Source organism: Lysobacter sp. K5869, assembly GCF_018847975.1.
GTDB lineage: Bacteria > Pseudomonadota > Gammaproteobacteria > Xanthomonadales > Xanthomonadaceae > Lysobacter.
The window spans coordinates 3686822-3707221 of the sequence record NZ_CP072597.1 but is presented as its reverse complement, the minus strand read 5'-3'; the positions used below and the strand labels follow the sequence as shown (position 1 = coordinate 3707221).

Sequence of the window (20400 nt, the reverse complement as noted above, 5' to 3'; positions counted from 1 at the left end):
GGGGTTTTTCGTTGCGCACGGCGTGCACGGCGAGTGCATGCCTTGTAATCGAGTTGTGGTTCTGGAATCGGATAAGCACAACGCGGCGCGAACGCGGCCGATCCGCGCCTGACGCGCGCTCGCGCGCGGCGCTATCTCTGACGTGCGGCCCGCGCAACCGCCCCCACGTCCCGCCAGCGCGCGTACACGGCTCATCGCCGGCATCGATCCGCCGCGTTCGCGCGGCGGAGCGGGATCCCTCGTCCCCGCGATTTTCATCGCGCAACACCGCTATGGAGCAACAGCCAATGAAAGCCTTCAAATGGATGGGCCTCGCCGCCACCTTGGCGCTGGCCGGATTGAGCGTTTCGGCGCAAGCCGCGCAGCCGGCGCAGAAAGATTTAGTGCGTCCGCAGATCATCGGCGGCATCGATGTGAGCAACGGCAAATATCCGTTCATGGTCACCGTGCAGCTCAAGCTGCTCGGCGGCGCCAACGCCTACGACAACCACTGGTGCGGCGGCTCGCTGATCTCGCGCTGGCTGGTGCTGACCGCCGCGCATTGCGTCGGCTTCGAGGCCGCGCAGTACTCGGTGGTCGCCGGCCGCACCGCGTTGAAGAACGACGCGCAAGGGATCAAGGCCGAAGTCGATGCGGCGTACGTGCATCCCAAGTATCTGGCCGGCGACGGCGGCTACGATGTCGCGATCCTGGTGTTGAAGACGCCGATCGACAAGATCAAACCGGTCGCGCTGGTCACCGCCGGCACCGATGCGCTCGAACGTCCGGGTACCCAACTGACCAACATCGGCTGGGGCAACACCATCCAGCAAAACCCGTTCCCGCCCGGCGGCAACGGCACGCGCCAGCCGAACCGCTTGCAGGAAGTGCAGTTGCCGGTGGTGTCCTACGCCGAATGCGCTTACGCGTATCGCGGCACCGGCATGCTCGCCGCGCAGGGGCTGGACCTCTGCGCCGGCCGCACCGGCAAGGACGCCTGCCAGGGCGATTCCGGCGGCCCGCTGTTCGTGGCCTTGCCGGGCGACAAGAACTTCTTGCAGGTCGGCGTGGTCAGCCGCGGCGCCGGCTGCGGCGCGACCGGCTATCCGGGCGTGTTCACCCGCGTGGCCAACGAGGAGATCTCGGCCTTCATCGCCGATCCCTTCAGCAAGGGCGTGAAGTTCGCGCCGGCCAAGTAATCGTCGAAGCTCGCCGCGCCGGCTCGCACCGGCGCGGCGACTCGCGCGGACGCTGGCCTCAGAGCACCACCAACGGCTTGAAGCCGCCGTAGATCATGCGCTTGGCGTCGAACGGCGCATTCGCCATGTCCATCTGCAAGCGCGGATCGGCCATCACCTTGGCGTTGATCTTGTCGCGCTGCTTGCGCGATTTGTAGACGATCCACGAGAACGCCACCACTTCGCCCGGCTTGAGCTTGACCGCCATCGGAAACGAGGTGAGCTTGCCGGGCGGCACGTCGTCGCCGATGTTTTCCCAATAGGCGACCGCACCGTGTTCGATCCAAATCTTGCCGGCCTTGCGCGCGAGCTTGCGATAAGCGGCGATGTTGTCCTTCGGGACCGCCACTACGAAACCGTCGACGTAACTCATGCATCCTCCTGCGGGCCTTGCGCCCAGGGTGGGGAAATCGCTTCGCGCCGCCGCGACGGCGCGGCGCTCGTTGTCGGCGCGGCGCCGCGATCGGGCCGCGCGGATCGCACTCGCGCCGCGTCGGGCGAGAGGTTTCGGGCGAGAGGCCGGGAGCCTGTCGCGGCAATGTCCGTTTCCATCCTACCGCTTCGACCGGCGGCGCTGGGCGCGCCCGACCGGACGCGCGCCGCTCAGCCGCGCCGGATCCGATAACGCAGATGCACCACGCCGGCCGATTCGACCATGCCCGTGCACTCCAGCCGCGCGCCGGCGAAGCCTTCGTCGAACAAGCGCACGCCCGCGCCCAGCGCGACGGGCACCAGATGCAGATTCAACTCGTCGACCGCGCCGGCGGCCAGCAACGAGCGGCTCAATTCCCCGCCCATGACCAGCACGTCGCGCTCCTCGGCCGCTTCCTGCGCGCGCCGCAGCGCCGCCAGCGCGCCGTCGCTGACGAACTCGAAGCTGGCGCTGCGCATCGGCAAGCGTTCGCGCGGCGCGCGCGTGACCACGAAACTGGGCAAGGGAAACGGCGTGTCGCGCCATTCGCCGATGCCGACCTCGAAGGTGCGGCGGCCCAACACGACCGCGCCGGCGCCGTCGCGCAATTCGCGGCCCAGGCGCGCGGCCACCGCGTCGGCGGAATCGAACAGCCAGCGATGCAGCACTTCGCCGCGCTCGCCCATCGGCTGCGCCGGCGATACGTCGCGGCCGGCCAGATAGCCGTCCAGGGACATGCTGACGTCGATCACCACCTTGCCCATGCTCGCTCCGAAAACGTCCGCCGCGCGGCGCGATGCGCGGCGGCGACGGGTCGTGCGTGTGTTGGGCCAGACTATCGGGGCTGCGCCGCGCGCGCCCCAGTGTGGTTTGTCATGCGCGGATCCGCGCGAACGCGCAGGCGCGCGCAGCGTACGAGCGTGCGCACGCGCGTTGCGCGCATGCGCGGCGAGGCGCGCACGCGAGGGCCGCGTGCGCGCGCGAACGCCGGTTTACTTCTTCGCCGGCGCGGTTTCCTCGGCGATGGCTTCGACCTGAATGCGCAGATTCACCGCCATGCTGAAGCCCCAATCCTTGCCCGCGCCCATGCCGAACTGATCGCGCTGGAACGTGGCGCTGGCGTCGGCGCCGCAGACTTCGCGCTTGTACATCGGATGCGGCATGCACTTGAACTGGGTGATGGTCAGCGTCAGCGGCTTGGTCGCGCCGTGCAGGGTCAGTTCGCCCTCGACCTTGCCCGGCTTGCCGTCCTTGAAGCCGGCGAGCTTGCCCTTGTAAGTCGCGGTCGGGAACTTGGCGGTGTCGAACAAGATCGCCTTCTGCGCTTCCTCGTTCATCGCGTCGAGGCCGAAGTCGGCGCTGGTCACGTCGATCTTGACGTCCACCGTGCCGGCCCCCGCTTTCTTATCGAGGGTGATGCTGCCTTCGGTCTTGTTGAACTTGCCGCGCCAGTTCGACAGCCCGCCCATGTGGTCGGCCTCGAAGCTGGGATAGGTGTGGCTGGGATCGATCTTGTAGACGACCGGCTCGGCGGCGGCGGAGCCGGCCAGCAGGACGAGCGAGGTCAGGACGCAAAGCGCGGACGGCTTCATGGGGCGGTCTCCGGTGGCGGGCGGTGGCGGGAAAGCCGGGGGCACGCTAGCACCGGGCTGCGCGCCGCCGCAATCGCAAGGCGTCACCCATCGGCGGTGCAGCGATGCGCATTCGCGCATCGTGCGCTGCAACATACGACGTGGCTCCGATGGCCCCTTGTAGGAGCGGCGTAAGCCGCGACCCACCGAAGCAACGCAGCCCCGCCGCCAAACCCCGAAGCCCCGATCCCCCCAGGCTCCTGTCGACCAACGCACAGCACCGCTCCCAGCGCAGGCCGAACGCGTTTCGTCGCCGTCCCATTGGCGCAGTCGCGGCTACGCCGCCCCTACAGGGGACCCAACCGAAACGACACAAAAGAAAACGCCGCCCGAAGGCGGCGTTTTCCGGCTAACCCACGCGCGAACGCATCACGCCTCCGGCGTCGGCGTCTCCACGCTCCCGCCCGCCGCGTCCGCGGCCGGCGCGCCGGTGGCGGCCTCGCCCTCGCCGTCCTCGTCGTCCAGCGAAGCGTCCACGCGCTCGATGGTCTGCAAGGTCTCGCCTTCCGACAACCGCATCAGGGTCACGCCCTGAGTGTTGCGGCCGACCTGCGAGATCTCCGCCGCGCGCGTGCGCACCAGGGTGCCGCCGTCGGAGATCATCAGCACTTCGTGGTGATCGCTGAGCTGGATCGCGCCGACCAGCGCGCCGTTGCGCTCGGTGGTCTTCAGCGCGATCACGCCCTGGGTGCCGCGGCCCTTGCGCGGATAGTCCTCGACCGGCGTGCGCTTGCCGTAGCCGCGTTCGCTGGCGGTGAGGATGTCGCCGTCGCCCTCGACCACGACCAGGCTCACCACCACCGTGCCGGTGTCGTTGGGCGCGTCGCTCGCATCGCCGTCGCCCTCGGCCGCCGGCGCGTCGTCGCCCTCGGCCTCGGAGGCCGACGCGGCGAGCAGGCGCATGCCGCGCACGCCGCTGGCGGTGCGGCCCATCGGACGCACGGTCGATTCGGCGAAGCGCGCCGCGCGCCCGTTGGAGGCGAACAGCATCACATCGCATTCGCCGTTGGTCAGCGCCACGTCCACCAGCGCGTCGCTGTCGTCGAGGTTGATCGCGATCTTGCCGCGCGCGAGCTTGAACGCGAACTCGGTCAGCGGGGTCTTCTTGACCCGGCCGTTGCGGGTGGCGAAGAACACGAAGTGGTCTTCGTCGTACTCGCGCACCGGCAGCACCGCCTGCACCTGCTCGCCGGCTTCCAGCGCCAGCCAGTTGATGATCGGACGGCCGCGCGCGTTCGGGCCGGCCTCGGGCAGCTGGTGCACCGGCAGCCAGAACACCCGGCCGGTGCTGGTGAAGGTCAGCAGCGTGTCGTGGGTGTTGACCAGCCACAGCTTGTCGATGAAGTCCTCGTCCTTGGTCGCGGCGGCGTTGCGGCCCTTGCCGCCGCGCTTCTGCGCGCGATAGGCGCTGACCGGCTGGCGCTTGGCGTAACCGGCATGCGACAGCGTCACCACCACGTCTTCCGGCGCGATCAGGTCGAGGATGTCGAGATCCTCTTCGCTGGCGCGGATTTCGCTGCGGCGCTCGTCGCCGAACTCTTCCTTGAGGTTGCGCAGCTCGGTGCGGATCACGTCCAGCAGCACGTCGGGATTCTCGAGAATCTCGATCAGGCCGCGGATCGCTTCGAGCAGCTGCTTGTATTCGTCGGTAAGGCGTTCCTGCTCCAGGCCGGTCAGGCGGTGCAGGCGCATTTCCAGGATCTGGTTGGCCTGGACTTCGGTCAGCTGATAGCGGCCGTCGTGCAGGCCCACGCCCGGCGGCAGGTCTTCCGGACGCGAGGCTTCGGCGCCCGCGGCCTGCAGCAGCGCGCCGACCAGACCCGGTTCCCAGGTCTTGGCCAGCATGCGCTCGCGCGCTTCGTTCGGGTTCGCCGAGGTCTTGATCAGCTCGATCATCTCGTCGATGTTGGCGAGCGCGACCGTCAGGCCTTCCAAGATGTGCGCGCGCTGGCGCGCCTTGCGCAGTTCGAAGATGGTGCGGCGGGTCACCACCTCGCGGCGGTGGCGCACGAACGCTTCCAGCACCTGCTTGAGCGTCAGCAGCTGCGGGCGGCCGTCGACCAGGGCGACCATGTTGATGCCGAACACCGACTCCATCTGCGTCTGCTGATAGAGGTTGTTGAGCACCACTTCGGCCGCTTCGCCGCGCTTGACCTCGATGAAGATGCGCATGCCGTCCTTGTCGGACTCGTCGCGCAGCTCGCTGATGCCTTCCAGGCGCTTTTCCTTGACCAGCTCGGCGATCTTCTCGATCAAGCGCGCCTTGTTGACCTGGTACGGGATCTCGGTGACGACGATCGCCTCGCGGCCGGTGTCCTGGTTGACCTCGATCTCGGCGCGCGCGCGCATGCGCACGCGGCCGCGGCCGGTGCGGTAGGCGGCGACGATGCCGGCGGTGCCGTTGATGATGCCCGCGGTCGGGAAATCCGGGCCCGGGATGTAGGCCATCAGGCCGTCGACGTCGATCTCGGGCTCGTCGATCAGCGCGATGACCGCGTTGACCACTTCGGTGAGGTTGTGCGGCGGAATGTTGGTCGCCATGCCCACCGCGATGCCGGCCGAGCCGTTGACCAGCAGGTGCGGCACCCGCGTGGGCAGCACCGTCGGCTCGAGTTCCTTCTCGTCGTAGTTGGGCTGGAAATCGACGGTTTCCTTGTCGATGTCGGCGAGCAGTTCGTGGGTCAGGCGCGTCATGCGCGCCTCGGTGTATCGCATCGCCGCGGCGTCGTCGCCGTCGACCGAGCCGAAGTTGCCTTGGCCGTCGACCAGCAGATAGCGCAGCGAGAACGGCTGCGCCATGCGCACCAGGGTGTCGTACACCGACTGGTCGCCGTGCGGGTGGTACTTACCGATCACGTCGCCGACGATGCGCGCGGACTTGACGTGCGGCTTGTTGGCGTGGGTGCCGAGCTCGTTCATCGCGTACAGGACGCGGCGGTGCACAGGCTTGAGGCCGTCGCGGACGTCGGGGAGCGCGCGCCCCACGATCACGCTCATGGCGTAGTCGAGGTAGCTGCGGCGCATCTCGTCTTCGAGATTGACCTGGATGATTTCCTTGGCGAGTTCGGCCATCAGGGTTCCGTTGCTGCGTACTGTGATTCGGACGCCCCGATCGAGCGGCGCCGGCATTCCATCGGGAACGCCGGCGAAACCTGCAGAAACGCGCCCTCGGCGGGCCTGTCCTGCAGCTCGCTCGGGGCGGCATCAAAGAGACAGGCGATCATAGCACAAAAGCCGCTAGGCATGGGCTCGATTCCCACGCAGAAACAAGCACTTGGCGGGCTTTTTCAGCTGCGCTGCAACATCCGCGGCGGGCGTCGCGGCAAGCCGGGCGGATAGGTTCGCCGCGGCCTCGACAAAAGCGCTCGCTGCGAGCGCTGGCCGCGTGCGCGCGCCCTGCCCCGGCAACCTTCGTCCGACCCGCGCGATCGCGCCGCAGCGCCGCGCAGGCCGCCTCAGGTGTCGTAGTCGCCGCTGTCCCAGGGCTCGAAGAACGCCATGTAATCGCCCGGCTGCAGGCTGATCGAGAGGTGCTCGTCCTCGTCTTCCGGCCAATTCGGGATCAGGCCGAACTCGACGCCGAAACGCTCGACCGCGAACGGCGCGATTTCGATCCGGCCGAATTCGGGTTCGCCCAACTCGGCCAGGCGCTGCTCGTACAACCGCTTGCGCGCGTCGCCGTCCATCCGGTCGCGCGGCCCGAACTCGTCGATGCGCGCGTCCAGCAACGCGCCGGCGGCGTCGAACAGGTACAGCGCGACGAACTCGTTGCCGGTGCGCCCGGCGATCGCGCCCACGAACGGCGTGGTCAGGAAGAACTGGCGTCCGTCGGCGAGACGGCCGACGTGTTCGGCGTGGTAGTCGTCGTGATCGATCGCGATCAGCGCGGGCAGCAGGGTGCGGTCGCCGGGCATGGGTCCGTGTCCTTGGAGGGGCGAAGCGCGCCGGCGGGCCGCCGGCGCGCGGTCGTTCGGCCGAGATTGCCGGCCGAAGTGATTACGCGGAAAACGCGGCCTTCATCGCCGCTGCGTCCGGCCGCTCGATCACGCCGCGCTCGGTGACGATGGCGTCGATCAGCTCGTGCGGCGTGACGTCGAACACCGGATTCCAGGCGCCGACGTTCTCGGCCGCGGTGCGGGCGCCGCCGACGGCGAACAGCTCGCCCGGGTCGCGCTCTTCGATTTCGATCAGGTCGCCCGAGGCGGTGTCCATGTCCACGGTCGAGGACGGCGCCACCACCATGAACTTGACGCCGTGATGGCGCGCGGCGATGGCGAGCTGATAAGTGCCGATCTTGTTGGCGGTGTCGCCGTTGGCGCAGATGCGGTCGGCGCCGACGATCACCCAGCCCACCTGCCCGCTCTTCATCAGATGCGAGGCGGCCGAATCGGCGATCAGCGTCGGCGCGATGCCGTCCTGCTCCAGCTCCCACACCGTCAGCCGCGCGCCCTGCAGCCACGGCCGGGTTTCGCCGGCGAACACCTGCGCGATCCGGCCCTGGGCGACGCCGGCGCGGATCACGCCGAGCGCGGTGCCGAAGCCGGCGGTGGCCAGCGAGCCGGTGTTGCAATGGGTCAGCACGCCGCGGCCGGGTTCGATCAGGGCCGCGCCGAGCGCGCCCATGCGGCGGTTGGCGGCGAGGTCTTCCTCGGCGATGGCCTGCGCCTCGCGTTCCAGCGCCTCGCGCCAATCCGCGCCGGCGCCGGCCAACGCGCGGCGCATGCGCGCCAGCGCCCAGGCCAGATTGACCGCGGTCGGGCGCGCGGCGTTGAGCCGCTGCAGCGCCGGTTCGATCGACGCCAGCGCCTGCGCGCCGTCGGCGGCCTCGACCCCGCGCGCGGCCAACACCGCGCCCCAGGCCGCGGCGATGCCGATCGCCGGCGCGCCGCGCACGGTCAGCGCGTGGATCGCCGCGGCGACCGCGTCGCTGTCGGCGCAACTCACGTATTCCACCGCGAACGGCAGCTTGCGCTGGTCGAGCAGTTCCAGGGCCTGCCCGGTCCAGCGGATCGGGCGGATGCGGTCGTAACGGTCGAAATCGATGGCGTCGTTCATGCCGGCCAGTTTAACGGATGCGTGTGTCGGTCTCGAAACCGCGCCCGAAAACGCAAACGCCCCGGCGTGCGGCCGGGGCGTTTTTCGATTGCGGAAACCGCGGCGATCAATCGACCTGGAAGCGCCCGCGGCAGCCGTTGGACACCCACACGCCGGAACGGTCCCAACCCCAGGTCTGGCCCTCGATGCACGGCGAGCCCGAGCTCTGGCGGATCAGCCGCACGTCGCGGCGGATGCTCATGTTGCAGCGGTTCTGACGGTTGTTGTTGGACTCGCAGCTGATCTCGCGACCGCCGCCGCCCCAACCGCCGCCGTTGTTGCCGCCGTTCCAGCCGCCACCGCCGCCGTTCCAACCGCCGTTGCCGCGGCCGGCCACGAACTCGCCGCGGCAGCCGTTGCTGACCCATACCTCGCCCGGACGCGAACCCCAGCTCTGGCCCTCGACGCACGAGGAGCTCGACAGCTGGCGCTGCAGGCGCGCGCGGTTGCCGTTGATCGGGCAGCTGCGCCAGCGGCCGCCGTCGGATTCGCAGCGCACCACGTCGCCGCCGCCACCGCCGCCGTTCCAGCCGCCGTTGCCGCCGCCGTTCCAACCGCCGCGGCCCAGGTCGAACTCGGCGCGGCAGCCTTCCGACACCCACACGCTGTTGCGGTCGTAACCCCAGCTGCGGCCCTGGATGCACGAAGAGCTCGACAGCTGGCGCGACAGACGCACGCCGCCGCGGGTATCGGCGTTGCAGCGGCGATAGCGGCCGTTGTCGGATTCGCAGCGGATGGTGCCGCTGTCGCCATAGCCGTAATCGTCGCCGTACTGCGGCGCCGCCTGGGCGGCGCCGGCGGCCAGGCCCAAGCCCAGCGCGAGGCCGAAGCCGGTGGCGGAAAGCATGCGTGCGGACATGTTCGTGCTCCTTGTCGTGATCGGTTTTGCCGAGGACTCTAGCGCCATTCGCTTAACGCCAGCTCAAGATTTCCGTGCGCGGACCGAGCCGATTGCGAATGCGCAAGACGCATTCATCGCGGGCTTATTGTTAAACGTTTACAGGCGCCCGGCATGCCGTTGGTCGCATGACTTCCGACCTATCCGCGCCTCGGCGCGAAGGCCTCAACCGCCGTTGCCGCGATAGTCCAGCTCGAACTCGGCGCGGCAACCGCCCTCGACCCACACGCCGTGCGCGTCGAAGCCCCAGCTGCGGCCTTCCACGCATTCGGATTTGGACAATTGCTTGACCATGCGCACGCCCGATCCGGTCTCGCCGTCGCAGCGGCGCGCACGGCGGTCCAGCGATTCGCATTTGAGCAGCTTGCGGCCGTCGTCCGCGGCCGTCGTCGCGGCGGCCGGCTCGTCTTCGGGTTGCGCGCCGAGCAGCCGGAACTCGCCGCGGCAGCCGCCGGCGACCCACACGCCGCTGTTGTCGGCGCCCCAGGTTTGATTGCGCAGGCAAGGTTGTTTGGACAACTGCTGGGCCAGCGCGACGCCGTCTTCGGTGCGCGCGGCGCAGTGGTTCCAGCGTCCGCCCAAAGACTCACACTTGATCACGCGCGCGCCGCTGGTGCTGTCGGCGCCGCTGCCGCCCTTGCCGAGCACGAAGTCGGCCGCGCAGCCTTGCGCGACCCACACGCCGCCGCGATCGGCGCCCCAGCTGGTGCCTTCCACGCAAGGCTTGCCGGACGTGCGCCGGACCAAGCGCACGCCGCCGCGGGTATCGGCCGGGCAACGCACGGTTTGTTCGCCGTCGGAGGCGCAGCGCAGCAGATTGCCGCCGTACAGCCGCTCGCCCGCGGGGTCGGCGAACGCCGGCTCCGCGAACGCTGCGCCGGCGCCGGTAACGGCGGTCAGAGCGCACAGCTGGATCGCGGCTTTCAGACTACCCATGCACGGCCCCCTGCGAGTGGTGCCCTCACTCTAACCGCGAACCGTGAACTTGCAACGTAAAACGCCGAGCCGGCCGATCCGGGCAGGCACGGCGTTCACCGCGGTCAAGCGCGCGTGAAGTCGAACGCCAGCACGTCGGCGATGCGCGCGGTGTCGAGCAGCGCCATCAGCAAACGGTCCACGCCCAGAGCCACGCCGGCGCAGTCGGGAAAGCCGGCGGCGAGCGCGTCGAGCAAGGCCTCGTCGCGCGGCGGCGCGGCCGCGCCGCGTTGCGCGCGCAGCGCGCGGTCGCGGTCGAAACGCGCGCCCTGCTCGGCCGAATCGCTGAGTTCGTGGTAGCCGTTGGCCAACTCCAGCGGCCCCAGATACAACTCGAAACGCTCGGCCACCGCGTGGCCGTCGGCGCGCTCGCGCACTCGCGCCAGCGCGCATTGCGAGGCCGGGTAATCGCGCACGGCCAGCATTTCGTCGCGGCCGAAACCCGGTTGCAGGCGATGGGTCATCAGCAGGTCGAGCCAATCGTCGCGGTTCAAGCCCTCGGGATCGATGACCACCTCGCCGAGCGCGGCGCGCAGTTCCTCGTCGCCGGCCGCGAACGGGTCCAGGCCGAGGCGTTCGCGATACAGCTCGCGGTAGGTGATTTCGCGCAGGCTCGCCTCGCGCCCGACCAAGGCCAGCGCGGCACGCACCAGTTCGGCGGTCTCGCCGATCAGGCGGCGATGGTCCCAGCCCAGCCGGTACCACTCGAGCATGGTGAACTCGGGGTTGTGGCGGCCGCCGGCTTCGCCGTCGCGGAACACCCGACCGAGTTCGTAGCAATCGCCGAACCCCGCCGCGAGCAAGCGCTTGAGCGGGAACTCCGGCGAAGTGCGCAGCCAGCGCGCGCGCGGCGCGCCGTCGGTGCGGCCGCTGAATTCCAGCGAAAACGAAGCGATGTTCGGATCGGTGTTGCCGGCGCGCGACATCACCGGGGTTTCCACCTCGACCGCGCCGCGCGCGGCGAAGAACGCGCGGATTTCGGCGTTAAGCCGCGCGCGCAGGCGCAGCGCCTCAAACGGCGCCGAGGGCCGCCACTGCGCGCGGTTGGTCGCCTCGCTCATTCGTGTTCGGCCAGGAACGCGAGCAGCTTGGCTTCGTCCCACACGTCCACGCCCAGTTCCTGCGCCTTGGTCAGCTTGGAACCGGCTTCGCTGCCGGCGACGACGAAGTGGGTCTTCTTCGACACACTGCCGGAAACCTTGGCGCCGAGCTTTTCCAGCCGCGCCTTGGCTTCGTCGCGGCTCATCGCGTCCAGGCTGCCGGTGAGCACCGCGGTCTGGCCGTCCAGCGGACCCGACGCGGACGCCTGCGCCGCGGGCGTCAACGCATCCAGCTTCGCCAGCGCCTCGCCGACTTTCGTCAGCAACTGCGCGTTCTCCTCGACGCTCAGCCACGACGCCAGCGCCTGCGCGCTTTCCGCCGGCAAGCCCGCGGTGACGTACGCGTGTTCCGGCGCGTCGAACAGTTTCTGCGCGTCGCCGAAGGCCGCGGCGAGTTGATCGGCGCGGATCTTGGTGACCTTGGGAATCTCCATGTCGACCAGCAGCGTCGCCAGATTCAGCCCGTCGCGCAGCTTGGCCGACGGCAAGCGAACCTCGCCGACGTTGACCCCGCGCTCGATCAGATCGTCGATCACCTGCTGATTGCCCTTCTGATCGAAGAAGTGGCCGAGCGCGCGCGCGACTTCGCCGCCGACATCGGGCAGGCGCTTGAACACCGGCCACGGCAGCGAGCGGATCAGCGCCAGATCGCCCAGCCACGCCGACAACGCCTTGGCCGTGCTTTCGCCGACGTGCTGGATGCCGAGCGCGAACAAGAAGCGCTCGAGCGTGGTGTTGCGGCTGTGGTCGATGGCCTCGATCAAGTTCTCGGCCCACTTGGTCGCGACCTTGCCGGCCTTGACCGTTTCCGGCGTGGTGCCGTCGCGCTCGTCGGCGCGGCGCTTCATCGCCAGCAGGTCGTCGAGTCCGAGCTTGTAGAGGTCGGCGACCGATTGCACGTAGCCCAGGTCGGACAAATCCTCGATGTAGCGCTCGCCCAAGCCTTCGATGTCCATCGCCCGGCGCGAGGCGAAGTGGCCGATCGCTTGCTTGCGCTGCGCGGCGCAGGTCAGGCCGCCGGAGCAGCGCCACACCACGCCGTCTTCCTCGCGCAGGATTTCGGAGCCGCACACCGGGCAGTGTTCGGGCATGCGCCATTCCGGCGCGTCGGGCGCGCGGTACTCGGGTACCACCCGCACCACTTCGGGAATCACGTCGCCGGCGCGGCGCACGATCACGGTGTCGCCGACGCGAACGTCCAGGCGCGCGATCTGATCGGCGTTGTGCAAGGTCGCGTTGGTGACCACCACGCCGGCGACCTGCACCGGCTTGAGCCGCGCCACCGGCGTGGCGGCGCCGGTGCGGCCGATCTGGATGTCGATGCCTTCCAGCAGCGTGGATTGCTCCTGGGCCGGGAACTTGTGCGCGATCGCCCAGCGCGGCGCGCGCGAGACGAAGCCCATTTCGCGCTGGCCGGCGTAGTCGTCGAGCTTGTAGACCACGCCGTCGATGTCGAACGGCAGCGAATCGCGCTTGGCGCCCATCTGCCGGTAATAGCCGAGCAGGCCTTCGGTGCCGGCGACCACGCCGCTTTCGGCGCTGACCGGGAAGCCCCAGTCGCGCAGTTTCTTCAGCGTGGCCGAATGGCTGGCCGGCAGCGGATAGTCTTCGGCGACCACGCCGACCGCGTAGGCGTAGAACGCCAGCGGGCGTTGCGCGGTGATGCGCGGATCGAGCTGGCGCAGCGAACCGGCGGCGCCGTTGCGCGGGTTCGCCAAGACCTTGCCGCCGTCGGCGATCGCTTTTTCGTTGTAGGCCTTGAACGCGGCCAGCGGCATGTAGACCTCGCCGCGCACTTCCAGCAACGGCGGCCAGTCCTCGCCGCGCAGCTTCATCGGAATGGCCTTGACCGTGCGCAGGTTGACGGTGACGTCCTCGCCGGTGGCGCCGTCGCCGCGGGTCGCGCCCTGGACGAAGGCGCCGTTCTCGTAGCGCAGGCTGATCGCCAGACCGTCGAGCTTGGGTTCGACCGAGAACTCCGGCGCCTCGCGGTCCAGGCGCTCCTCGATCCGGCGCACGAAGTCGGCGACTTCCTCGTCGGCGAAGGCGTTGCCGAGCGAGAGCATCGGCACCGCGTGGCGGACCTCGGCGAACTGGCCCGAAGGCGAGTTGCCGACGCGCTGGGTCGGCGAATCGGCCGAGGCCAACTCGGGGTGCGCGGCCTCCAAAGCCTCGAGTTCCCGCAACAAGCGGTCGTACTCGATGTCGGCCAGGGTCGGGTCGTCGAGGACGTAATAGCGGTAATTGGCGTCGTCGAGCCGCGCGCGCAGTTCGGCGGCGCGTTGCGCGGGCGGGGTCGCGGTGTTTTTGTCGGTCACGGGTCGGCGTCCTGGCGCGGCGTTCGCGGCATTTTGAACGGGAATCGCGCAATTGTGGATGGCTTGAGTCGCTGGGAACGCGACGTTCGCATCGTTCGCTTCGCGTAGGAGCGGCGTAAGCCGCGACCCACCGAAGCGACGCAGCCCCGCCGAACCTCCCCGAAGCGCCCCCCTCCACCGCACCGCAACATCGATCCCCCTGCAGGAGCGGCGCAAGCCGCGACCGCGCCCCCGCAACCGCGGCGCGAGCCGGAAGCCCGATGTACGCGCACGACGAGGATCGCGAAGCTTCGTCGCAGTTGAATTGGCGCGGTCGCGGCTTGCGCCGCTCCTACAGGGAGCGATCCAGCATCTGCGAGGCCTGAAACGACGACGCCCCGCCGAAGCGGGGCGTCGATTCGCCGCGATTCACCAGCGCGTCGGCTTGCTCAGCGGCGGCGCTTCGCGCTGGCGGTCGTAGGCGCGCAGTTCGTCGCGCAGGTGGGCGATGCGCTGGCGGCCCAGGGCGTTGCGCTGTTCGTCCAGGACCACCGCGTCGAGCAGTTCGGCCATGCGCTGGGCGGTCGGCAGCATGGTTTCCCAGGCGTCGAGCGCCGGCACCGGCGCCGGCAGGGTCAGGAAGAAGGCGATCGCCGGGGTCTCCAGCGCCTGGATCTGGGCCATGTCGAAGCTGCCGGGCTTCATGATGTTGGCCACGCTGAACACCGGGCCGCGCTCGGGGTGGCCTTCGACCAGACGGTGGTAGACGCCCATGTGGCCGTAGACCAGGCCGGCCTTTTCGGCGGCCACGACGATGTCCGGGCCGTGCAGCTTCTGCCCGGCGCGCGCGGCCAGGTACAGGGTGACGATCTTGTCGAACTCGTCGCTGACGCGGCGGCCCAGCTCGCTGGTCGCGGCGTTGCCGCCGCCTTCCAAGGTGCGGTCGAACAGTTCCAGCTCGGCCTGGGTGGTGGACTCGCCCGCCGGCTGGCCGCCCTCGCCCAGTTCGTTTTCGATCTGCTCGCCCAGGGTCGGTTCCTGGCGCGGCGACGACGGCGCCGGCTTGCGCTCGCCGCCACGGCTCTCGTCCTCGCGGGCGATGCGCTTGCCCTGGCCGGGCTTGCGCGGACGGCCGAAGAACACGATCGCGCCGATCAGGATCAGGCCGGCGATCAGGATGCCGATCCTCATCAGGGTCACGTCGGACATTCGGTTGCTCCTTTTGGTGCTGGGGATCGGGAACGGAAAATCGGGAATCGTTGCGGGGCGACGCGGCCGTTCGATTCCTTACTCGCCGTTCCGATGCCTGTTGATCTTGTATGCAAAACGGAAATCGGGAGATAGGGAATCGTTAAAGCGCGTCGCCGCCGTCCGATTCTTTGTTCCTCGACCCGATCCTGCACGATTGGATTCAAAACGAAGATCGGGAAAGGCCAAACCGCTCGAACGATTCCCGATGCTCCGCTGCCGATTTCCGGCGAGCGGAGCGAAGCGCGCTACGCGGCTCCGGCCAGACGCGTCGCCTCGGCCAGATCCACCGACACCAGACGGCTCACGCCCGGCTCGCGCATGGTCACGCCCGACAGCTGCGCCGCGGCTTCCATCGTCGCCTTGTTGTGGCTCACGAACAGGAACTGTACCTGTTCGCTCATCTCGCTGACCATCGCGGTGAAGCGGCCGACGTTGGCTTCGTCGAGCGGCGCATCGACCTCGTCGAGCAGGCAGAACGGCGCCGGGTTCAAGCGGAAGATCGCGAACACCAACGCCACCGCGGTCATCGCCTTCTCGCCGCCGGACAGCAGCGAGATGTTGGACACGCGCTTGCCCGGCGGACGCGCCATGATCGCCACGCCGGTGTCGAGCAGGTCCTCGCCGGTGAGTTCCAGGTAGGCGTGGCCGCCGCCGAACAGGCGCGGGTACAGCTCCTGCACGCCGGAATTGACCCGGTCGAAGGTGTCCTTGAAGCGGCCGCGGGTCTCGCGGTCGATCTTGCGGATCGCCTCTTCCAGGGTTTCCAGCGCGGTGGTCAGGTCGGTGTTCTGCGCGTCCAGATAGTCCTTGCGCTGCGCGGCCTCGGCGTGTTCGGCGATCGCCGCCAGATTGACCGGCTCCAGGCGCCGCAGCTTGTTGTCGAGGTCGGCGACGGTGCGTTCCCAGGTCTGCGGGTCGGCGTCCTCGTCGAGCGCGTTGACCACGTCCTGCAGCACCGCGCCGGCTTCGGCGATGGCTTCGGTCAGGGTCTCGGCCTTGAGCACCAGCGCCTGCTGCTCCAGGCGGCGCTGGCCGATGCCCTCGCGCTGCTGCAGGGCTTGTTCGTCGCGCTGCTGGCGGGTCTGCTCGAACTTGCGCAGGTCGTTGTCGATGCCGTCCAGCGCGGTGCGCGCGCCGGTCAGGTCCTGCTCGGCGATCACGCGCTGTTCCAGCGCGACTTGCCGCTGCTGCTCCAGGTCCTGCACCGGCTGGTCGCCGTCGCTGAGCTGGGCGGTGAGCTCGCTCAAGCGCGTGTCGAGCTGGCCGCGCTGGCCGCCCATGCGCTGCAGGGTTTGGGTGAGGCCGGCGATCTGCGCGCGCTGGGTTTCCAGGCTCAGCACCAGGGCGTGCGCGGCGTCGCGCGATTCGCGCGCCATGTTGCGCGAGGAATCGCGCGCCTCGAACAAGCGGCTGCGCTCGGCTTCCAGACGCTGGCGCTGGTCTTCCAGCTCGCCCATGCGCTCGACCGCCGCTTCCTGGCGCAGGCGCGCCTCGCGCGCTTGCTCGTTGGCGCTGTCGAGGGCGATCAGCAGTTGTTCGAGATCGGCGTCGATCTTGTCGATGCGGTTGCGCGCCTGATCCAGGCGGCCTTGATGGCTCTGCAACTGGCCGGCCAGCTCGGATACGCCGCGGTGGGCCATGTACAGCGAGCGCTGCGCGTCTTCGCGGTGCTGCTCGGCGGCCAGGGCGCGATCGCGCAGTTGGATCTGGGTTTGTTCGAGCTCGCGCTCGCGTTCCTGCAATTCCTCGATCTCGGTGCGCAGGGTCTGGATGTCGCGTTCGCGCAGCAGCGCGCCCTGCTTGGCCGCGCCGGAGCGCAGCACCCGCAGCCAGCCGGCGCCGAGGCGCTCGCCGTTGCGGGTGATGACGGTTTCCTCGGGGCCGAGTTGGGCGACCAGCGCGCGCGCGGCGGCCAGATCGTCGGCGCCGTGCAGGCGCGCGAGCAGGCGGCGGATCGCGGCCGGGCCCTGCACCTTCGAGGCCAGGGACGTCGCCGGATAGGTCGCGCCGTCGCGCTCGGGCGACACCAGCGCGAGCCGGCCTTCGCCGAGTTCGCCGATGGCGTCGACCAGGGTTTCCGGCGCTTCCACCAGCACGCCTTCGATGAGCTGGCCGAGCGCGCTTTCCACCGCGTTCTCCCAGCCCGCCTCCACGCTCAGCGCTTCGCCGACGCGCTGGGCCGAATCCAGGCCGCGCGCCTTGAGCCAGGTCAGCGCGGCGCCCTGCTCCTGGCCGAGCGCGGCGTGCTGCAGGGTTTCCAGCGAGGACAGGCGGCCGCGCGAGGTCTGCGCCTGCTTGCGCACCTCGGCGAGCTGGTTCTGGGTCGCGCGCTGCTGTTCCTGGAAATCGGCGAGCGCGGTCTTACGGGTTTCCAGTTCTTCGGTGAGGCTGTCCAGCGACTCTTTCTGCAAGTCGTGCTGGCTCTGCAATTGCTCGAACGCCGCGGCCAAGGCGACGACGTCCAGGCCCGAACGCTCGCTGGTGAGCGCTTCGCGGCGGCGGTCGGCGTCGAGCGTCTGCCGGTCCAGGCCTTCGATGCGGGTGCGCTCGACTTCGGCGGCGCGCGCGGCTTCGGACTGCTCGCGGCTGTGGCCGTCCCAACGCTGCTGCCATTCCTGCAGCTGGGTTTCGGCGTCGCGCAACGCGTCCTGGCGGGCTTCGTCGTCCTCGCGCAGCGCGTCCAGGCGCGGCTCGGCGTCGGCCACCGCGGCCATCAGCACGTCCAGGCGCGACTGATCGCTGCCGATGTGGCCGCCGATCTCCTCCAACTGCGCCAGCGCTTCCTCGCGCGCCTTGCGCAGGCGGCCGGACAGATCGCGCTGGTGCTGGATCTGCTGTTCGATCCGCGCCAGCGCGCCGCCCACTTCGTAGCTCGCGGCCTGCGCCTTGTTCAAGGCCTCGGCGGCTTCCTCGCGGCGCACGCGCCCGGTTTCCAGCTCGCGCTCGGCCTCGCGCTGTTCGGCGATGAGCTGCTGCAAGCGGGTTTCCTGCTGCGAGAGCTTCTCGCGCTGGGTTTGCAGCTTTTGATCCAGGGCGCGGAATTCCAGCGCCTTCCACTCCACGTCCTTGACCTTGCGCTCGGCCTGGATGGCTTGGTACTGCTCGGCCTGACGCGCCTGCCGGCGCAGATGCTCGAGCTGCTTGCCGACTTCCTCGCGAAGGTCGCTCAAGCGGTCGAGGTTCTCGCGGGTGTGGCGGATGCGGGTCTCGGTTTCCTTGCGGCGTTCCTTGTACTTGGAGATGCCGGCGGCTTCTTCCAGGTAGACGCGCAATTCCTCAGGCTTGGCCTCGATGATCTGCGAGATCATGCCCTGCTCGATGATCGAGTAGCTGCGCGGGCCCAGGCCGGTGCCGAGGAACAGGTCGGTGATGTCGCGGCGGCGGCACTTGGCGCCGTTGAGGTAGTACTGGTTGACGCTGTCGCGGCTGACCGTGCGCTTGACCGAGATCTCGTCGAACGCGCCGTATTCGCCGGTGATGGTGTGGTCGGAGTTGTCGAAGATCAGCTCGACCATCGCCTGCGACACCGGCTTGCGCGCGGAGGAGCCGGCGAAGATCACGTCGGTCAGCGAGTCGCCGCGCAGCCGGCTGGCCGAACTCTCGCCCATCACCCAGCGCACCGCGTCGATGATGTTCGACTTGCCGCAGCCGTTGGGACCGACGACGCCGGTCATGTTGGTGGGCAGGTGCAGCGTGGTCGGGTCGACGAAGGACTTGAAACCGGACAGCTTGATCGTGGACAGACGCATGCGGCGTTGGGGCCTCTGGGCGGCGGACGCGGCCGTGGAAATTAGGTTAGGCAGTGCGGCCAAGTGGTTGAATCCGCTGGGCCAGACGCGGTTCTCGGCCGCGCTTACCCGGGAGTATAGCCGGCCGGGGCCGAGCCCGCCGTCGAAACGCCCCGGGCGCCGCGCGGCCCGCGCGGGCGCGGCGCGCGCGGCCTGCGCGGCGGCTCGCCCGGCCCGCCGCCGACGCCGCCCACCATCGCCTCATGCGCGCCGTGTTAAATAGGCGAGCCCGCTATTTCCCCGCGATCCTGGAACGATCCGCCCGCATGAGCCGACCGCGCGCCTCCAACCCGACCCGCAAGGCCGGCGAGCACCTGACCATGGCCGATCTGGCCGAACTGGCCGGGGTCTCGGCGATCACCGTCTCGCGCGCGCTGCGCGACAGCCCGCTGGTCAATCCCGAGACCCGCCAGCGGATCAAGGAACTGGCCGAACGCCAGGGCTACCAATTCAACATCAGCGCCCGCAACCTGCGCCTGCGCCGCAGCATGACCGTGGCGGTGGTGGTGGAAATGAAGCCGACCGTGGAGCGGCAGATGTCCGGGCCGTATCCGCTGGACCTGCTCGGCGGCATCAGCCAGGAGCTGACCTCGGCCGGCTACAGCGTGCTGCTGACCTCGCTGCAGGGCGGCGCCCTGCCCAGCGTGCAGGCGGCCGACGGGGTGATCCTGCTCGGCCAAGGCGCGCACGAGGACGCGATGCATCAGGTCCAGCGCTGGGGCCGGCCGCTGGTGGTGTGGGGCGCGGTCAGCCGGCACGAATCGCAGGTCGTGGTCGGCAGCGACAACCAGCGCGGCGGCAAGCTCGCCGCCGAACGCTTCCTGGCCCTGGGCCGGCGCCGGCCGGTGTTCCTCGGCGACGACGCCCACGGCGAATTCGCCGAGCGCTTGCTCGGGTTCCGTCAGGCCCTGGGCGAACACGGCATCGCGCCGCTGACCCCGACGGTCGCCAACTTCACCGTCAGCGCCGGCGCCCAGGCGGTGCACGCGCTGCTCGACCAGCACCCGCAGTTCGACGCCTTGTTCGCCGCCAGCGACTTGCTCGCGATCGGCGCGATCCGCGCCCTGATCGAACGCGGCCGGCGCGTGCCCGAGGACGTGTCGGTGATCGGCTACGACGACACCCCGCTGGGCGCGACCTACCTGCCGCCGCTGACCTCGATCCACCAGAACTTCGTCGACGCCGGAGTGCTGCTGGCGCGCAAGGTGCTGGCGATGATCGAAGGCGAGCCGGCGGCGTCGGAGATTTTGCCGACGCATTTGGTGGCGCGGGTGACTTGAGACCGGACTGGTTGCTTCGGCCGCCTCTGTAGGAGCGGCGTAAGCCGCGATTGCGGGGTTTCGGATCGCGTCGGATGTTCGGTGGCCCATGGCGCGGGTACAGGCCGGTTTCGTCGAAATCGTATTGGCGCGGTCGCGGCTCGCGCCGCTCCTACAAGGGTGCTCCGCGGCTACGGGCTTGCCCTGTAGGAGCGGCGTGAGCCGCGACCGCGGAGGTTCGGATCGCGTCGGATGTTCGGTGGCCCGCGACGCGAATGCGGGCCGGGTTCGCTGCAATCGTCTTGGCGCGGTCGCGGCTTACGCCGCTCCTACCGCGGGACTTCGTGGCTGCGGGCTTGCCCTGTAGGAGCGGCGCGAGCCGCGACGGCAGGGGTTCGGATCGCGTCGAATGTTCGGCTGCCCGCGACGCGGGTGTGGGCCGAGTTCGCTGCAATCGTCTTGGCGCGGTCGCGGCTTG

General features: G+C 69.4%; 14 protein-coding genes. 2 read left to right on the top strand and 12 right to left on the bottom strand.

Annotation, left to right across the window (positions count from 1 at the left end):
- Positions 1-287 precede the first annotated feature (287 nt).
- Positions 288-1178 carry a serine protease gene (locus J5226_RS16165; RefSeq protein WP_215835460.1) on the top strand — a complete coding sequence of 297 codons (891 nt, stop codon included), beginning with the start codon at positions 288-290 and terminating at the stop codon, positions 1176-1178.
- A gap of 58 nt (positions 1179-1236) precedes the next feature.
- Here the strand turns inward: J5226_RS16165 and J5226_RS16160 are convergent, their stop codons facing one another.
- From J5226_RS16160 to smc, 12 genes are all read right to left on the bottom strand, one after another.
- The gene (locus J5226_RS16160; protein WP_215835459.1) at positions 1237-1590 is read right to left on the bottom strand and encodes a DUF1428 domain-containing protein; all 354 of its coding nucleotides are present in this window, start codon (positions 1588-1590) and stop codon (positions 1237-1239) included.
- Positions 1591-1820: 230 nt separating this feature from the next.
- Complete coding sequence (locus tag J5226_RS16155) at positions 1821-2393, bottom strand: dihydrofolate reductase family protein (RefSeq protein ID WP_215835458.1); 573 nt, start codon at positions 2391-2393, stop codon at positions 1821-1823.
- Positions 2394-2621: 228 nt separating this feature from the next.
- The gene (locus tag J5226_RS16150) at positions 2622-3221 is read right to left on the bottom strand and encodes a YceI family protein (protein ID WP_215835457.1); all 600 of its coding nucleotides are present in this window, start codon (positions 3219-3221) and stop codon (positions 2622-2624) included.
- A 408-nt stretch (positions 3222-3629) separates the two neighbouring features.
- Positions 3630-6332, bottom strand: coding sequence for a DNA gyrase subunit A (gyrA, locus tag J5226_RS16145; protein ID WP_215835456.1), 2703 nt, complete (start codon positions 6330-6332; stop codon positions 3630-3632).
- Between the two features lie 383 nt (positions 6333-6715).
- Complete coding sequence (locus J5226_RS16140) at positions 6716-7174, bottom strand: hypothetical protein (RefSeq protein WP_215835455.1); 459 nt, start codon at positions 7172-7174, stop codon at positions 6716-6718.
- An 82-nt stretch (positions 7175-7256) separates the two neighbouring features.
- On the bottom strand, positions 7257-8315 hold the full coding sequence (mtnA, locus tag J5226_RS16135; protein ID WP_215835454.1) for an S-methyl-5-thioribose-1-phosphate isomerase: 1059 nt from the start codon (positions 8313-8315) through the stop codon (positions 7257-7259).
- A gap of 106 nt (positions 8316-8421) precedes the next feature.
- Positions 8422-9213: a DUF3011 domain-containing protein gene (locus tag J5226_RS16130; protein ID WP_255322822.1), complete on the bottom strand. Its 792-nt coding sequence runs from the start codon at positions 9211-9213 to the stop codon at positions 8422-8424.
- 204 nt (positions 9214-9417) lie between these two features.
- Positions 9418-10188 (bottom strand): DUF3011 domain-containing protein, encoded by a 771-nt coding sequence (locus J5226_RS16125; protein ID WP_215835453.1) that lies wholly within the window; start codon positions 10186-10188, stop codon positions 9418-9420.
- A 104-nt stretch (positions 10189-10292) separates the two neighbouring features.
- The gene (epmA, locus tag J5226_RS16120; RefSeq protein WP_215835452.1) at positions 10293-11288 is read right to left on the bottom strand and encodes an EF-P lysine aminoacylase EpmA; all 996 of its coding nucleotides are present in this window, start codon (positions 11286-11288) and stop codon (positions 10293-10295) included.
- Positions 11285-13645 carry an NAD-dependent DNA ligase LigA gene (gene ligA, locus J5226_RS16115; RefSeq protein WP_255322821.1) on the bottom strand — a complete coding sequence of 787 codons (2361 nt, stop codon included), beginning with the start codon at positions 13643-13645 and terminating at the stop codon, positions 11285-11287. Before ligA ends, epmA begins: the two co-directional genes overlap by 4 nt.
- A gap of 408 nt (positions 13646-14053) precedes the next feature.
- Positions 14054-14833: a cell division protein ZipA gene (gene zipA / locus J5226_RS16110; protein WP_215835451.1), complete on the bottom strand. Its 780-nt coding sequence runs from the start codon at positions 14831-14833 to the stop codon at positions 14054-14056.
- A gap of 287 nt (positions 14834-15120) precedes the next feature.
- Positions 15121-18624 carry a chromosome segregation protein SMC gene (gene smc, locus J5226_RS16105; RefSeq protein WP_215835450.1) on the bottom strand — a complete coding sequence of 1168 codons (3504 nt, stop codon included), beginning with the start codon at positions 18622-18624 and terminating at the stop codon, positions 15121-15123.
- Between the two features lie 305 nt (positions 18625-18929).
- On the opposite strand from smc, the gene J5226_RS16100 reads away from it, so the two are divergent.
- Complete coding sequence (locus J5226_RS16100; protein WP_255322820.1) at positions 18930-19943, top strand: LacI family DNA-binding transcriptional regulator; 1014 nt, start codon at positions 18930-18932, stop codon at positions 19941-19943.
- Positions 19944-20400: the final 457 nt, after the last annotated feature.

Bases quoted from the DNA above. Each gene is read 5' to 3' on its own strand.
- J5226_RS16150 (WP_215835457.1), bottom strand. From the start codon at position 3,221: ATGAAGCCGTCCGCGCTTTGCGTCCTGACCTCGCTCGTCCTGCTGGCC.
- smc (WP_215835450.1), bottom strand. From the start codon at position 18,624: ATGCGTCTGTCCACGATCAAGCTGTCCGGTTTCAAGTCCTTCGTCGAC.
- gyrA (WP_215835456.1), bottom strand. From the start codon at position 6,332: ATGGCCGAACTCGCCAAGGAAATCATCCAGGTCAATCTCGAAGACGAG.
- zipA (WP_215835451.1), bottom strand. From the start codon at position 14,833: ATGTCCGACGTGACCCTGATGAGGATCGGCATCCTGATCGCCGGCCTG.
- J5226_RS16125 (WP_215835453.1), bottom strand. From the start codon at position 10,188: ATGGGTAGTCTGAAAGCCGCGATCCAGCTGTGCGCTCTGACCGCCGTT.
- J5226_RS16160 (WP_215835459.1), bottom strand. From the start codon at position 1,590: ATGAGTTACGTCGACGGTTTCGTAGTGGCGGTCCCGAAGGACAACATC.
- J5226_RS16140 (WP_215835455.1), bottom strand. From the start codon at position 7,174: ATGCCCGGCGACCGCACCCTGCTGCCCGCGCTGATCGCGATCGATCAC.
- mtnA (WP_215835454.1), bottom strand. From the start codon at position 8,315: ATGAACGACGCCATCGATTTCGACCGTTACGACCGCATCCGCCCGATC.
- J5226_RS16100 (WP_255322820.1), top strand. From the start codon at position 18,930: ATGAGCCGACCGCGCGCCTCCAACCCGACCCGCAAGGCCGGCGAGCAC.
- J5226_RS16165 (WP_215835460.1), top strand. From the start codon at position 288: ATGAAAGCCTTCAAATGGATGGGCCTCGCCGCCACCTTGGCGCTGGCC.
- J5226_RS16155 (WP_215835458.1), bottom strand. From the start codon at position 2,393: ATGGGCAAGGTGGTGATCGACGTCAGCATGTCCCTGGACGGCTATCTG.
- J5226_RS16130 (WP_255322822.1), bottom strand. From the start codon at position 9,213: ATGTCCGCACGCATGCTTTCCGCCACCGGCTTCGGCCTCGCGCTGGGC.
- epmA (WP_215835452.1), bottom strand. From the start codon at position 11,288: ATGAGCGAGGCGACCAACCGCGCGCAGTGGCGGCCCTCGGCGCCGTTT.